Consider the following 14,403-nt stretch of genomic DNA (forward strand, 5'->3'; position numbering starts at 1 on the left):
CAGATTTTTTACCGCGCCGCTTAAGTAAGCAGCGCAATAGCAATAAATTTTTATTTATAGACGTGGGAATGCTATAACTGAGAGCGAGTCGGCAGGGATCTACTCAAATACAAATAGCTTTCGCAAAAGCTCAAAGCGCGTGTTTTTTTGCCGCCGTATCAAGTAACTCAAATTGACCTGTCGTTTGTGAATAAGCAATCATGTCAGAATCAAACGCATCACCAATATAGCCATGTTGCAATAACTCCTGTGGCGCAGCACAACGGCATTTACCCTTACCATCGAGCAGCCATATGGTATCCGCCAACTGTAAAGATAGTTCCAGATCATGACTGGAAAGAATAATCGTCGCCGCATTTTCGGCCGCATATTGTTTTAGCAGCAACATACTGGCAACTCGTCCGGGTAAATCCAGAAAAGCCGTTATTTCGTCCAACAGCATAACCGTAGGGTTCTGCGCAATGGCTCGGGCGATCATCACGCGCTGCTTTTCGCCATCGCTAAGATCATCCAAATAACGTCCGGCAAATGCCTGCGCCTGTGTTATTTTCAACGCGTTGTATACATGCTTTTTATCGGCATCATTCAGCTGACCTCGCCAACCTGTGTGCGGGTGTCTACCCATGCTCACAGCATCTTCCACGGTTAAGCCAAGACCAAACTGCCTCTCCGTCAAAACCACCGCGACCTGACGAGCACGCTCCACCGGATTCATTACATGGATATTCTGTCCGGCAATCGTTACCTGTCCAGCCAAAGGCTGCTGCAGCCCAGCCAAAGTGCGCAGTAGCGTGGATTTTCCGGTGCCATTACGCCCCAACAGGCAAACCAAACCACTATGGGTTTGGATATTCAGGTTCTGCAAAACCGAACCTTTTTCACCGAAATAACCTACGGTCAAATCTTCCAACTCAATCATGACTGTCGCCTTACAACGGAAGAAAATACCAACAGAAAAATCACCACAGGCGCGCCAATCATGCCAAGCACGGCATTGAGGTGAAGAAAATGCGCATCCCAAGGTAAATGCACGATCAAGTCAGCACTAAGAGCTAATGCAGCTCCAGCCAAAGCCGACAAAGGCAGCAATGGCAAAATTTGTGCAGAGCGAGAAATTGCGCGGGCTAAATGTGGAACAATAAGCCCGAGAAAAGTAATAGGACCGCAATAAGCTGTTACCGGCGCCACCAAAAGCACCACCGCCAACAAGGTAAGTCGCTGTAAGCGCGCCACATCCGTACCTAAACTGCGAGCATAAGTTTCCCCTAACAGTAAAGAGGTAAGCGCCTTACCGTTGTTTGCCGCCAATACCAAGCCTGCGCTTATCGGGAGCAACATCATCCCGATACTGTCGAAGCTTGCCGCTGCGAACGTACCATCAGCCCAACCTGAATAAACTTTACCCCCAACGCGGTTGGCAAAGTGGATGATTACGCTGACCAAGCCTTGCACAGAAAAGCCCAGCATCAACCCCACCACCAAAAGTGAAATAGTACTCACTCGTCGCGACAACGCCATCATCCCTAAAGCTGATAACAACACACCCAAGCCAGCAGCAAGCGTCAGGCTAAGACCGTCAAAAACCTGAATAAACCCGATCGCAGCCGGCCCCACAAAACCAGCAGCAGCTATGACGATGGCGACTCCAAGCTGCCCACCCGCGGTCAACCCGAGAGACCAAGCATCAGCCATCGGATTTCGAAATAAGGTTTGCATTAACACACCGCCAACCCCCAGAGCGGCCCCCGCCACAATCGCCATCAAAACGCGCGGCAGACGAATGTCACTAACAATATGATCGACGGTAAGATTGCCGGAGCTTCCAAATAAAGCTCCGACCACCTCTGAAAAAGTCAGTGCAACTTGCCCAACACTCAGAGAAACAGCAACCAATAGAAATAACACAGACGCCAGTACTAAAGCGCCAAGCTGCACGCGGTTACGGCTATTCATAAAGAGTCTGATCCGGTTGAATATAACTGAAGGAATCCTCGTCACGAAGCTCTGGGTGCAGCATGTGCACCAGATCCTTTAACACTAGATCTGGCCGAATGACGGCACCCTCGTAATAGTCATACGCATCCGCTTGTGGTTTATTCATGCCATCGATAGCGAAGACACAACCATCGCGATAAGCGCGAAACTGCATCAGCGTCTTCTCATCACGAAACGGCTGAGAATGGCTATCACGTAAAATGGCGCACTCGGCTTCTGCGCCACGCACAATCAATTGCTCTGTACCGAGTTTTTGAAACTCATCGCGCCTTGGGTCATCGGACTCTTGCAACAGGTTGCGGCCATTGGCATCGCGCAGAAACGCAGCCTCGGAATTGCGCATAGTAGCCATCCACCGACCGCTGCCGCTGTACCACGCAGAAATCACACTTGTGGGCGCAAAGGCGGCCGCTTGAGCCTTGAGCGTCTCAACATTCTCGGTGACCATCTTCACATAAGCTTTAGCCTGTTCGTCCCGCCCGGTTAACAACCCCAAAAGTCTGATGTATTCGACTTTGCCCATATAGTGCGGCTCGGAGTTCATAAACATAGGCAAGACCGGCACATCGAGCTGGCGAATTCGATCCATCTGATGGCTATGACTTAAATCCCCCATAGCCATTAGCAGCAAATCCGGCTCTGCACTCAAAAGTGCGTCGAGGGTCGGCGGCATATGCCAGCCATAACCAATCTGCGCGAGCTCTCCATCAAGCACTCGCTGACGTATAGAATCGTTATAAGACTTAGGCCCCCCCACAGCCACCAACCGCTCATCCACACCAAGTGCGGTTAGCATTGATTCGAACGGTGCCAAATTGACCGCGAGCCGTTCCACCGGCACTCGAATCACCTGCGCACCAGCAAACGCCCCCTCAAGAGGCGGCACGGTACTATCTGCGGGAACCAATAGCAGTCGCGCTCGCTGCTCCGGTCCTGCAGCCTCGCCTCCCCAGGTTGCAATACTGGCTCGAAGGTCGACTACCCAAAACTCACCCTGCCAAGCCGCACTAAACGTCTGTGCAAACTCAAGCTCTATGGGTACCCAGCCAGAAGGCTTGCCAAGCTCTGGCGCGGCCGCTTCACGAATACTGGAATCAGTATTTTCTCCACAGCCGGCCAGTAATAAGCTAAGCATAAAAATGCCAGCACTTACGATCCTCACCACTGAAACTCCACGCTCGCGCGCAGCTCGCGCTCAGCCCCAGGAACTGCGTAAGTGGGTACAGTTCGATCGCCAAAATAGAAGTAGTAATCTTCATCTAAGGCATTAAGCGCGGTCAGCTTAATTGTCGCACCCGGCCACCAAGACGGAAAAATACTTGCTCCCAAAGTTAAAAGATCGTAGCGACCACCGTCGACGCGGTTATCTTGAGTAATTTGATAATCATCGTAAAACTCGTAAATCGCACGCACCTCTAACCACGATGCCAAACGATGATCATAGGAAAGATAGAAAGTGTTCTCAGCCACACCAACCGGAGTGGTACCGGACAAATCAATTTCAGTGCCGTAGCTGTTAATAATATACTCATCCCATTCTGGGTTGATATGACTGGCAGCAATACCCAACCGAGCGTCCGGCGTCAACATATAAGACAACGAAAACTCCACACCTTGGCTGTCGTACTGCTGGCCATAAGTAATTAAATTGGATGGTTGCGAATAGTCGTTCTCTGCAGCCGGATTGGGAATGCTTGAGCGCCGGTCTTGCTGAAAAGTTTGGAAAACCGCAAGCTCAAGCTGCATACGCTGCTCAAGCGCTGTCGCCTTCCAACCCAATTCATAACTGTCAATCGTCGTCGGCTTATTTTCTAGACGCGCGTAGTTAGCCGGATTCCACTCAAAGATTGGACCAAAGTTAGAGTTAAATCCCCGGCCGTAAGAAAAGTAAACATTCCCCACACTACTGTCCCACGACAATGCTACTCGCGGCGACAAGGCATCGGTATCACCACTTAAGTCACCGCTGGCGCTGGAACCCGCCACCGGCTCAAAGGATGCGTCGCGCTCAAAAGCGTCGTAACGCAACCCCAGCGTAAGAGTCAGCGATTGGCTAAGTGCAATTTCATCTTGAACAAATACACCCCACGCAGAGTTTTCCACCTCGTTATCACTGAACGGCAAATCGACAACAAAACAGGGGTTATCGCGGTTGACTATTTCGCCGGTAGAATAATCGACTTCGATAAGAAAAAAGCTAAACCCACACGCCGCGGTAAATCCGTTTTGACCCGACCACATATCCAGCGCGGTGGAGCTGGCGTGATCCACACTAACACCTGCCACTAAGTCATGATGATCATTATGCCAATTCACACTGCCATCAAAAACCACAGCGTCTTGAGTTTTTTCACTGCGAAAACCATTAACCGCGTAGATATTTCTCTCGGGCGAAAAGCCAAAAGAGTCATAAAAGTTAAAGGAGTTTTCACGCTCACTACGTCGCAACTGCAAAGAACTTGTCAGCGATAGGTTTTCATTAAAAGAATGATCAAGCTTTAGTGTGCCGACCCATAATTGCTGATCGTCCTGAGGCTCACCAAACCCGAGAAACGCGGTGCGCCCGCCGGCCACCGGCAGTACGTTGCCAACATTATCGAGCGGCAGACCATTAGGAGCCTGCTTTTCGGCATCAAAATAATTTAAGTAGGCGGTTAAATCTGTCTGCTCAGCAATAGGCATTTCCAGCTTGCCAAATAAATTGATTTTGCTATAACCACCCTGTTCTCGCCAGCCATCGTATTCGTCGATCGTTGCATCCAAAAGCACACCCGCACCATTGCTCAACTGACGCGTCAGAGAGCCTTGACCACGAAAGTAACCATTGCTTCCGCCACTTAACGATAACCGAGTTTCATTTTCATCCACCGCTTTGGTCATGTAATTAGCTAAACCGTAAACAGCCCCACGACCATACAAAGTAGACCCAGGTCCTTTAACCACCTCGATTCTATCGATTACGCTATATGGAATCTGGTCTAATGGCGCCTCTTCGAATACACCCACGTAAGGAATACCGTCGATTAGCGCGAGATAACCATCAGTTCCCGGAGAACCGCGAAAAGAAACAAACGGATAGAGATCCCCCCCACCCTCACCACGCCGAAAAGACACCCCTGGGACACCACGAAACTCATCGGTTCCATAGGTAAAGCCATTTTCCTGCAGCGCTTCCATTTCTTGCACGCTAATAGACATCGGGGCATCTTGAATATTCTTTTCAGTGCGAGTTGCCGATACTATTATCGTTTCGATGGCACTCGAACTGCTCTCAGGCACATCAGCGAAACAAATACTTGGCATAGCCAGTATCAAAACCAATTCCGCCAACCGGCGCGTTATCAAAACTTTCTTCACCTTATCTCCTTAGTCATTGAACGTATATGCAGCCCCACCGAAGAACTTCAGTTAGGATAAATCAACCCTACAATCATTATGTTATAACATAACAAAAACAATCTCCAACACAAAAGAGATTTAGCCGCCGGGATCATCACTCAATCGAGCCCTAGCCGCCAGGAACAAGCCGTTACCACCGACTGGCGATTAAAGATGAAACCCGTTAGACGCAAAAACCGTGCATAAGCTGAACGCGCAAAATGCGCCCGGAACCATTAACAAAGACATTCAGGACACTAGCAAACCCACAAAGCCAACCGTGGAGGAAAGCCCCACACTCGTAACCCCGAAGCTGATAACCATTGACGAGCCTTCAATTACGCGATATGTTATGTTATAACATTACGAGCAATTTACGTAAGGACACCAATGAAAGACGAAACCGCAGCTTTCTGCTCAGGCTTGTGCCTGATTCACTGTATTGCCACGCCAGTCTTACTGTCGCTGGGAAGCCTGGGACTGATAGGAAGCATTTTCACCTCCGAATGGTTCCATGCAGTGCTCTTTGCCCCCATTGCGATACTGGCACTGGTAAGCCTACCCAGCGGTTGGAAACGCCACCGCCGCTGGCCACCTAGCGTCGCGGCCTTTACTGGTCTTGCTCTGCTATTGGCTGCGATGTTCGCACCGCACGAGGCAGAGGCCATCCTATCAATCAGTGGCGGACTGTTACTGATTGGCGGCCACCTCGGCAATCGTTTCCATTGCCGCCAAATGTCACAGGGCGAGGATGTCGCATGTTAACCAAACAACAGCTGTGTAAGGCGCCGGCCTCTGACTACATGAATGAAGCCCAGCGGGATTTTTTTAAAAACAGCTTGTTGAGCCTAAAACAACAGGCTCAGGCACATATCGAGACAATCAAACAACAACTGGCAAACCCGCCCGAGTGCAATGATGAAGCCGACCGCGCTCAGTACGAAGACGATATGTATCTCAACCTGCGGCTAGTCAATCGCGAACATCTCTTGGTGCGTAAGATCGACAGCGCCCTGCGTCGCCTACAAACCGGCGAGTACGGTTATTGTCAGGAAACAGGCGATCCAATTGGTATAGCGCGATTACTTATTCGGCCGACCGCAGAGTTTGGCACGGACTCTAAAGTAATTAATGAAGAGAAAGAGAAGTTCTATGCAAGCTAAAACAATCAAACTGCCGGTCACCGTGTTATCTGGGTTTTTAGGCGCAGGTAAAACAACTGTACTGAACCATATTCTGCACAACCGCGACAATCGCCGAGTGGCGGTTATCGTAAACGACATGAGCGAAGTGAATATCGATGCCGATTCGGTGAAAAGCGATATCACCCTTAACCGTAGCGAAGAAAAACTGGTAGAGATGAGCAATGGCTGCATTTGCTGCACTCTGCGTGAAGATCTACTGCTGGAAGTGCGGGCCTTAGCCGAATCGGGAAAATTCGATTATTTATTAATAGAGTCAACCGGAATCTCCGAGCCTTTACCGGTAGCCGAAACGTTTACCTTTGCCGATGAAGATGGCGTCAGCTTATCCGACATCTCTCAACTGGACACCATGGTTACCGTAGTAGACGCCGTCAACTTCAGTGCCGAATACGAATATGCCAAAGACTTAAAACAGTCGGATGAAAGCTTAGGGGAAGACGACGAACGCAGTGTGACCGATTTATTGGTCGAGCAAGTCGAGTTTGCCGATGTGATACTCATCAGCAAAACCGACTTGGTCGATGAACAAGCGTTGCAGCAACTGCAAGGCTTGTTACGCGGACTTAATCACGATGCCGAGATTGTGCCCATTGCTAACGGAAAAGTACCAATCGATAAAGTCCTTGGAACTGGTCGGTTTGATTTTGCACGCGCGCAGCAATCGCCCCTATGGTTAAAAGAAATGCGTGGTGAGCACACACCGGAAACGGAAGAGTATGGCATTGGCAGTTTTGTTTACCGTGCGCGCCGGCCTTTTCATCCAAACAAGTTTTTCGATTTTATTCAAAACCCCGCCCCCACCGGTCGCCTAATTCGCTCCAAAGGTTATTTCTGGCTCGCCTCACGACCTGAACTTGCAGGACAATGGAGCCAAGCTGGCGGCATCGCCCGTTACGGAGCGGCGGGCATGTTCTGGCACGCCATACCAAAACAATACTGGCCAGAAGATGAAGACACCCTTAATTTTATTAAAGAAAAGTGGCAGGAGCCCTTTGGCGATATGCGCCAAGAATTGGTATTTATCGGTCAGGGGCTGAATGAAGCCAGCATTATTGAGCAGTTGGACGCATGTTTATTAAGTGATGACGAATTAATTGCCGGCAAAGAGTGCTGGAAAAAACTGCCCGATCCGTTCCCCTCATGGAGTGATGCCTAATGCAAAATACCGCCATGGTTTCAGCCACACACTTTAGTGTTAGCCAGAGCACTGATCCGGCTGTTTTTACCAATATTTACGATGCCGACATTAACCTTTGCGTATGGCAACGTGAGCTTAGCAAAGAAGTCACGCAATACAGTGACTTCTTACTCAATCAACACCCCTACGCGACAGAACTACGTTTATCCGGTAACGCTAAAGAACTGGAATTAGAGCTCGGTAATAATTTGCCCGCACACAACCAACAACAAAGTTTTATTAGCAATGTCGGCTTATTGGCCGAGATGCTAACTTGCCTGCTCGGGGCAAAGGCTGTGGGGCTTCGCCTATGTGTTGCTAGCAAAGCCACCTGCCCGCGCTTTCACGTAGACAAACTCGGATGCCGCTTAATTACCACGTATCGAGGTAAAGCTACCGAGTGGTTAGACAACGCCAATCTCGACCGAACCAAATTAGGCCGCGGAGCCAAGGGGCAGGACGACAGCAAAACAGGCCTTTACCCTAATTCGAAAATCATTCAGCAGTTGAACTTTGGTGATGTAGCTTTATTTAAAGGCGAGCTTTGGCCGGACAATGAAGGCAGAGGCATTATTCATCGTTCGCCCTCCCTGAACGAGAGCGAGCGTCGACTATTTATCACCATGGATGCGATCACGTGAAACTTTTTAAAAGCTTAAAAAACGCACTTTGTCAGCAACGCATGTTCGCCGCAGCAACAGCACTAGCGTTATCAGTACTTGCAGCGCCAGCTACTGCGGCAGGCATGCAAGCTCATGCTCACGGTGTAGCTCAACTCACTATCGCCATGCAAGGCGATATCATGGAAGTGGCATTGGTATCGCCGGCGGCCAATATTGTTGGCTTTGAACACAAAGCCAACAATGCACACGAAAACGCTGTCGTTGCTAAAGTGCAATCACAATTAGAGCAGCCGAGCCTGACATTCATCGGTGGCGATTGTGATCTGCATAAAACAATCGTTGATATCGATGAAGTTTCACCGCCTCATTCTGATCACAGTCACGAACATCATGAGCGCGCGCAGAAACACGCTCAAGAGCACGCAGAGTTAGATAACCACAGTGAGATCAGCGCTCAATATCATTATCGATGCACAGCTAACGAGCGTCCATCCAAGCTAATCGTTGGCTTATTTAACACATTTGAAGGCATTGAGAGAATCGACGCTATGTGGATTCAACCCGCGGCGCAAGGTAGCGCAACGCTCACCCCAAAAAATACAACAATCGAGTTTAAATAATAACAATGAACGCTGTTGACAAGATTATCGATAAAGCAGAGCAAATCTGCCTAAACCGAGGCACTCGGTTAACCGCCAAACGCAAACAGGTACTGGCGGGGTTGATCGAGTCTAACAAAGCATTATCGGCCTATGAGCTTATCGACTTTTGCGAGAGCCATTATGGCGACACATTCTCGGCCATGTCGGTATACCGAATATTAGAATTTTTAGAAGAGGAAGGATTAGCGCATAGATTGAATATCGCAAATAAATACGTGGCCTGTGCTCATATTAACTGTGGCCATACGCACGAAACACCGCAATTTTTAATCTGCCGAGAGTGCAGTAAGGTTCGAGAAATAAGAATTACGCCAGATGCGATCTCGAACCTTAAAGACAACGCTTCAGACGCTGGCTTTATGTTAGTGACCCCTCAGTTTGAGATGAGTTGTATCTGTAAAGATTGCGCCCCCCAACAGCCTAACTTATAACCCTTCGATCATTGCGAAAATTACGATCAAATAGGATTTTTCATGAAAACCGCACAAATAGTGACTGACAAATTAGCAATAAGTTTATCAATGGCTTGCGCCATTCACTGCCTCGCCTTACCGCTCATATTGGCATTACTTCCCAGTCTGGCCGCCCTACAGCTTAACCACGAAACCTTTCATATTTGGATGCTGGCAGCAGTCATTCCCACCAGCATCTACGCTTTAACCTTAGGCTGCAAGCAGCACCGACGAACTCGAGTGCTGGTATTAGGCGCTATTGGATTAACCAGTTTAGTTCTAGCAATAGCGTTGGGAGAGGCACGTATCGGCGAGTTTGGTGAGAAAGCATTAACTCTACTGGGAGCAACTTTTGTAGCTACTGGGCACTTAATTAATTACCGTTTGTGCCGCGCGGTAAAAGTAAATGAATGCGCTTGCCCTGGCGATCGAGCTCGGACGTCATCATGAAGCGAGAGTTTTTTATTGGCCTTGAAGGGCACAGCCAAAATACACCATTGCCGTTACCCGAGCTGATTTCACAACTGGCGTTCAACCGAGATGGGTTAATTCCCGTGATTACCCAAGATGTCCACTCAGGCACCATTTTAATGTTCGCTTGGATGAATAAAGATGCGTTAGAGCAAACGCTAGCAACCCGTTGTGTTACTTACTGGTCTCGCAGCCGCCAACAGCTATGGATCAAAGGCGAAACCAGCGGCCATACACAACGTTTAATTTCAATGTCATTTGACTGTGACGGTGACGCCGTATTGTGCAAAATCGAACAGGAAGGTGCCGCTTGTCACACAGGACGAGCATCGTGCTTTTACCTGGAGGTGGAGCAACAGACACAGAAAGTCTGGGTAACCGGGGGCGCAGGCCGCTCATGTGAAAAACATTAGCCGGTGACGACTGAGCTTAGCGTCAGCCGTACCACTTCTTTAAATTTTAAACAAAACCAAGAGTTCATTCATAATGAATATCGCAACAGCATTGCCAGATATCGCCAAATCCCGTACCAAAGCAGCCAGCGGCTGCTTGCAATGGGTGGGTATGGAGGGTATAGCTGTACCACTTACTCTGGATAGCGGCACAAGCCAACAACAAACCATTGCGGCCAAGGCTAATGTGTATGTTAGCCTGGATGACCCAGCCGAGAAAGGCATTCACATGTCTCGTTTGTATGCGCTTCTCAATCAACTGTCGAGTAAATCTTGTGATAAAGCTGGTCTCGATTCTCTATTGCAGAATATGGTCACATCACAAACAGGAATTAGCCAAAACGCAAAATTCGATGTGTGCTTTGATTATTTGATGACTAAGGATTCGCTTTTAAGTAACGAAACCGGCTTTCAGTCTTACCAGATCGAGATCGGCGGACAAATCGTTAACGGTAAATATGACTATCGCCTTAAAGTCACTGTGCCTTACTCCAGCACCTGCCCTTGTTCCGCCGCACTGGCTCGGCAGCTACTGGCCGACGCCATCGATACACAATTTGATACCGTCAATATCAGCAAACAGACATTACTCGACTGGGCTAAGAAAACCAGTATCGCCACTCCCCACAGCCAACGCTCTTACGTTTATCTTGATTTATCACTCGGCGATAATGCATGGCCATCTTTAACATCGTTACTTTTACAGTTTGAAGATGCCTTGGGGACACCAGTACAAACTATGGTAAAACGCCGCGATGAACAAGAATTTGCCCGTTTAAACGCCGAGAACTTAATGTTCTGCGAAGATGCCGCACGCAAAATCAAAACGTTGTTAGAACATTCCAACTGGATAGAAGACTATTGGTTTAAAGTGGAACATCAAGAAAGCCTGCATGCCCATAACGCCGTGGTTATAGATTCCAAATTTCACAATATTAATGAGGTCACCGCTACACTATGAACACACCACAAAACACCAGCGATGAAATGACAGACTCGTGCTGCGCCAGCTCAAGTTGTTGCGCACCTACAGAGCCGGCAATGCGTAAAACCCCAAAAGTGGGGCGCAATGATCCCTGCCCTTGCGGTAACGGCAAGAAATTTAAAAAGTGTTGTGGTCTGTAGGTTAACGCTAAAAAATTACTACGGTTATGAGTAAAGCGAGTATGGTCGCTTGTTTAACGCTTCGACTTGGCGAATTAAATATCGATCAGCTGTGATTCTACGATAAAAGCTTACACTGAAATTTTCTAATGGCCATTGGGCGGGTAAAATAATCCAAACCTCGCCCCTCTGGCACAAAGCTTTATTTATGAATAATATCTACGCCGCTCCCGCAAGCATCCAGCAGCAAGCTTAGTCCTCTTCATACAGCTCCATTTTATCGACGACCATTTGATAGGCGGCCTGAGATACATCTGTTTCGATCAGCTCGACACTTAACGTACCCGACACCCAGTAAGGATAGTATAACGCATCGAGAATAATGCCCTCTTCAAACGTTGCGTAAATAACCTGATTGGGCGGTGGTGGAGGCAGGTGAATACAAGCACCAAAAAAAGGCACCAACAAAAACTCGGTAATACGTTGCTCATCGTCAAACCGTAACGGCACCACAAAGCCCGGCATACGTATCGCTTTACCATCAAATTCAGGCACGGTTGTCGCCGAACGTAATGCGCGGCTGTAAGGGTCATCTTGAGGCAGGCCCTCCCCTGCAGGAGGCATCTCATCGGCGACACCGCCTTCGGGCACCTCATCTATCCACTCGGGGCGATTGAGCAGTGCCTCCAGATCCTCGGGAGGCATCAAATCTGGCCATTCGATCCCCTGATAGTCTTTCGCCCAACCTACCGCGCTAAACAAACTCATTAGTAATAGCGCACACATTGACACTGTTTTCATGTAACACCTTGCTAGTCGTAAAACACACGTTATAACATAACTAATTCACCACAAGCGACCCAAAGTATGCTGAACGAACCCGCACTAAACATTAGCGATATCGAATACGGCCATAAACATGGACCGCGTTGGCGCTTGCCCAGCTGGCATATAGCCGCAGGACAAACCATCTTTATGCAGGCCCCCTCTGGGACCGGAAAATCTACGCTATTAAACGTACTGGCCGGACTTTTACCGGTCAGTAGCGGCGAACTAACCGTATTACAAGAGCCACTGCACCTGCGCCGCAGTGCCCAAACCGCTCAGTGGCGGGCACGCCAGCTGGGTATTATTTTCCAAAATCTTAATTTACTGGACTACCTAAGTTGCCTAGACAATATTCTGCTGGCCACACACTTTGCTAAAAACCGCGAGCCGCGCCTTGCCGACAAAGCTCGTGAACTTATGAGCCGGCTCAACTTACCGCAACAACTGCTGCATAAAAAAGCCTGCGAACTCAGTGTTGGACAGCGACAGCGAGTGGCCATTGCACGGGCGCTTATTAACAACCCTCGGCTAATTCTTGCCGACGAGCCCACCTCGGCATTAGATAACGATAATAGTCAGGACTTTTTAGCCCTACTGTTTGAATTAGTGCGCGAGCGAGGTTGCACGTTAATACTGGCCAGCCACGATCAAGGTCTTGGTAGCGCTTTCGATCAACACATAAGCCTGCACGAGTTAAGCCAACCATTATGATGTTACGCCTTGCCATAAAAAGCCTAATCAGTCGTCGCTTTAGCGCGCTTGTCTGCATCAGCATGGTCGCCTTAAGCGCTATTGCCCTACTGAGCGTAGACACCCTTTACCGTGGCACCCAATCGGCCTTTGGCCGCAGTGTACAGGGCATTGATTTAATTGTTGGCGCACCCACCGGCGATATTAATCTACTGTTATTTTCTGCTTTTCAAGTAGGTGCCCCCAGCCGCGAGCTCAGTATGGCTACCTTCACTCGCTGGCAACAGAACCCCAATATTGCCCGCGCGGTTCCACTGATGCTGGGCGACAGTCATAAAGGCTTTCGGGTCATTGGCACCGATGCCAATATGTTTGAACATATACAAGCGACCACTGGGCATAAAGCGTTTGCCCAAGGCCATGCCTTTAAACATGTTTTTGAAGTAACACTGGGTTTTGAAGTGGCGCGCAAACTGGATTACCACCTGGGTGATGAGCTTATCCTCAGTCACGGTTTGGGCCATCACAGTTTCCAACAGCACAAAGCGCGCACCTTTACCGTGACCGGCATCCTTGCGGCTACCGGCACCCCTATCGACAAAACGCTGCAAGTTAGCCTGGACGGCATCGAAGCCATACATTGGCCCCCGGCCACACTGGCCACCCTAGCCGCACAGCCCAACATTGGTGAGAACCCCGCGTTAAAACCCGACAGCTTAGCCGCGTTCTATTTAACCTTGAGCAATAAAGTACGTACTTTTCAGGTACAGCGATCCATCAACCAAAGCGAAGATGAACTCGCCCAAGCCATACTGCCCGGGGTCGCCATCACTCAGTTGTGGTCTATGCTCGATTGGATAGAAGCGGCGTTACTCGGACTAGGCTCGCTGGCAGCACTGATAGCCATCATAGGCGTAGGCAGCACGTTATTAACTCTTTTGGATAAACGCATGGATGAGTTTCAACTACTGCAAACTCTAGGTGCTAAAAAACGATTTATTTGTACTCTTTTAGCGGTAGAAACAGCAACCTTAGTCACGCTTGGTATGTTAGCAGGGGTTGCTCTAACGGTAATGCTAGAACGAACCCTACTGGGCATAGCACAAAATCACTGGGGGCTGTATTGGCCGCTGGACATTAATTGGCTCTGGCTGGGCGGGGCCATACTAACACTGCCCCTGATAAGTGGGTTGCTGCTTGCTGGCGTTGGAGCATGGCGGCTGCGAAACTGACTCTAGGCAGTATTTATAAATCTGTGTCACGTCTCGACGCGGAGTAAAGAGAGCGTTGAGTAAAAAATATTTACACCGTTTAGGGCTTGGCTCATCGCTTGAGTACAATGAGCGAACAGAAATATTTTGTGAGC

17 protein-coding genes are annotated in these 14,403 nt (G+C 49.0%); 12 read left to right on the plus strand and 5 right to left on the minus strand.

The features are described 5' to 3' along the window. Window positions 1-130: 130 nt before the first annotated feature. The 4 genes from GILYN3_RS08060 to GILYN3_RS08075 are packed head-to-tail and all read right to left on the minus strand — an operon-like array spanning window position 131 to window position 5,352. Complete coding sequence (locus GILYN3_RS08060; protein ID WP_049722365.1) at window positions 131-919, minus strand: ABC transporter ATP-binding protein; 789 nt, start codon at window positions 917-919, stop codon at window positions 131-133. Next, on the minus strand, window positions 916-1,953 hold the full coding sequence (locus tag GILYN3_RS08065) for a FecCD family ABC transporter permease (RefSeq protein ID WP_049722366.1): 1,038 nt from the start codon (window positions 1,951-1,953) through the stop codon (window positions 916-918). Before GILYN3_RS08065 ends, GILYN3_RS08060 begins: the two co-directional genes overlap by 4 nt. After that, window positions 1,946-3,160, minus strand: coding sequence for an ABC transporter substrate-binding protein (locus GILYN3_RS08070; protein ID WP_049722367.1), 1,215 nt, complete (start codon window positions 3,158-3,160; stop codon window positions 1,946-1,948). The genes GILYN3_RS08065 and GILYN3_RS08070 overlap by 8 nt, the downstream gene beginning before the upstream one ends. Continuing rightward, window positions 3,154-5,352 (minus strand): TonB-dependent receptor, encoded by a 2,199-nt coding sequence (locus GILYN3_RS08075; RefSeq protein ID WP_049722368.1) that lies wholly within the window; start codon window positions 5,350-5,352, stop codon window positions 3,154-3,156. The genes GILYN3_RS08070 and GILYN3_RS08075 overlap by 7 nt, the downstream gene beginning before the upstream one ends. 411 nt (window positions 5,353-5,763) lie before the next feature. On the opposite strand from GILYN3_RS08075, the gene GILYN3_RS08080 reads away from it, so the two are divergent. The 10 genes from GILYN3_RS08080 to GILYN3_RS16855 all read left to right on the plus strand — a co-directional run bounded on the left by GILYN3_RS08080 (window position 5,764) and on the right by GILYN3_RS16855 (window position 11,540). Next, complete coding sequence (locus tag GILYN3_RS08080) at window positions 5,764-6,138, plus strand: MerC domain-containing protein (protein ID WP_049722369.1); 375 nt, start codon at window positions 5,764-5,766, stop codon at window positions 6,136-6,138. Beyond that, entirely contained in the window at window positions 6,132-6,536 is a 405-nt protein-coding gene (locus tag GILYN3_RS08085) for a TraR/DksA family transcriptional regulator (RefSeq protein ID WP_049722370.1), read from the plus strand. Before GILYN3_RS08080 ends, GILYN3_RS08085 begins: the two co-directional genes overlap by 7 nt. After that, a complete protein-coding gene (gene zigA, locus GILYN3_RS08090) occupies window positions 6,526-7,734 on the plus strand; it encodes a zinc metallochaperone GTPase ZigA (RefSeq protein ID WP_049722371.1) in 1,209 nt (402 codons plus the stop codon). Before GILYN3_RS08085 ends, zigA begins: the two co-directional genes overlap by 11 nt. Next, window positions 7,734-8,396 (plus strand): DUF1826 domain-containing protein, encoded by a 663-nt coding sequence (locus GILYN3_RS08095; RefSeq protein WP_049722372.1) that lies wholly within the window; start codon window positions 7,734-7,736, stop codon window positions 8,394-8,396. Before zigA ends, GILYN3_RS08095 begins: the two co-directional genes overlap by 1 nt. Beyond that, window positions 8,393-8,998: a ZrgA family zinc uptake protein gene (locus GILYN3_RS08100; protein WP_049722373.1), complete on the plus strand. Its 606-nt coding sequence runs from the start codon at window positions 8,393-8,395 to the stop codon at window positions 8,996-8,998. The genes GILYN3_RS08095 and GILYN3_RS08100 overlap by 4 nt, the downstream gene beginning before the upstream one ends. Window positions 8,999-9,003: 5 nt before the next feature. Then, window positions 9,004-9,471: a Fur family transcriptional regulator gene (locus tag GILYN3_RS08105; protein ID WP_049722374.1), complete on the plus strand. Its 468-nt coding sequence runs from the start codon at window positions 9,004-9,006 to the stop codon at window positions 9,469-9,471. Window positions 9,472-9,513: 42 nt separating this feature from the next. After that, window positions 9,514-9,942, plus strand: a complete 429-nt coding sequence (locus GILYN3_RS08110; RefSeq protein ID WP_049722375.1) for a MerC domain-containing protein — start codon at window positions 9,514-9,516, stop codon at window positions 9,940-9,942. Beyond that, a complete protein-coding gene (gene hisI, locus GILYN3_RS08115) occupies window positions 9,939-10,376 on the plus strand; it encodes a phosphoribosyl-AMP cyclohydrolase (protein ID WP_049722376.1) in 438 nt (145 codons plus the stop codon). The genes GILYN3_RS08110 and hisI overlap by 4 nt, the downstream gene beginning before the upstream one ends. 73 nt (window positions 10,377-10,449) lie before the next feature. Then, window positions 10,450-11,376 carry a GTP cyclohydrolase FolE2 gene (folE2, locus tag GILYN3_RS08120; protein ID WP_084005210.1) on the plus strand — a complete coding sequence of 309 codons (927 nt, stop codon included), beginning with the start codon at window positions 10,450-10,452 and terminating at the stop codon, window positions 11,374-11,376. 80 nt (window positions 11,377-11,456) lie between these two features. Further along, window positions 11,457-11,540, plus strand: a complete 84-nt coding sequence (locus GILYN3_RS16855; protein ID WP_232305550.1) for an SEC-C metal-binding domain-containing protein — start codon at window positions 11,457-11,459, stop codon at window positions 11,538-11,540. A gap of 231 nt (window positions 11,541-11,771) precedes the next feature. On the opposite strand, the gene GILYN3_RS08125 is transcribed toward GILYN3_RS16855, so the two are convergent. Next, window positions 11,772-12,320: a DUF3299 domain-containing protein gene (locus GILYN3_RS08125; RefSeq protein WP_049722377.1), complete on the minus strand. Its 549-nt coding sequence runs from the start codon at window positions 12,318-12,320 to the stop codon at window positions 11,772-11,774. Between the two features lie 66 nt (window positions 12,321-12,386). On the opposite strand from GILYN3_RS08125, the gene GILYN3_RS08130 reads away from it, so the two are divergent. Beyond that, entirely contained in the window at window positions 12,387-13,058 is a 672-nt protein-coding gene (locus tag GILYN3_RS08130) for an ABC transporter ATP-binding protein (RefSeq protein WP_049722378.1), read from the plus strand. Continuing rightward, window positions 13,055-14,269: an ABC transporter permease gene (locus tag GILYN3_RS08135; protein ID WP_049722379.1), complete on the plus strand. Its 1,215-nt coding sequence runs from the start codon at window positions 13,055-13,057 to the stop codon at window positions 14,267-14,269. The genes GILYN3_RS08130 and GILYN3_RS08135 overlap by 4 nt, the downstream gene beginning before the upstream one ends. Window positions 14,270-14,403 lie beyond the last annotated feature (134 nt).

Origin of the sequence: Gilvimarinus polysaccharolyticus (assembly GCF_001187555.1) — a bacterium.
GTDB lineage: Bacteria > Pseudomonadota > Gammaproteobacteria > Pseudomonadales > Cellvibrionaceae > Gilvimarinus > Gilvimarinus polysaccharolyticus.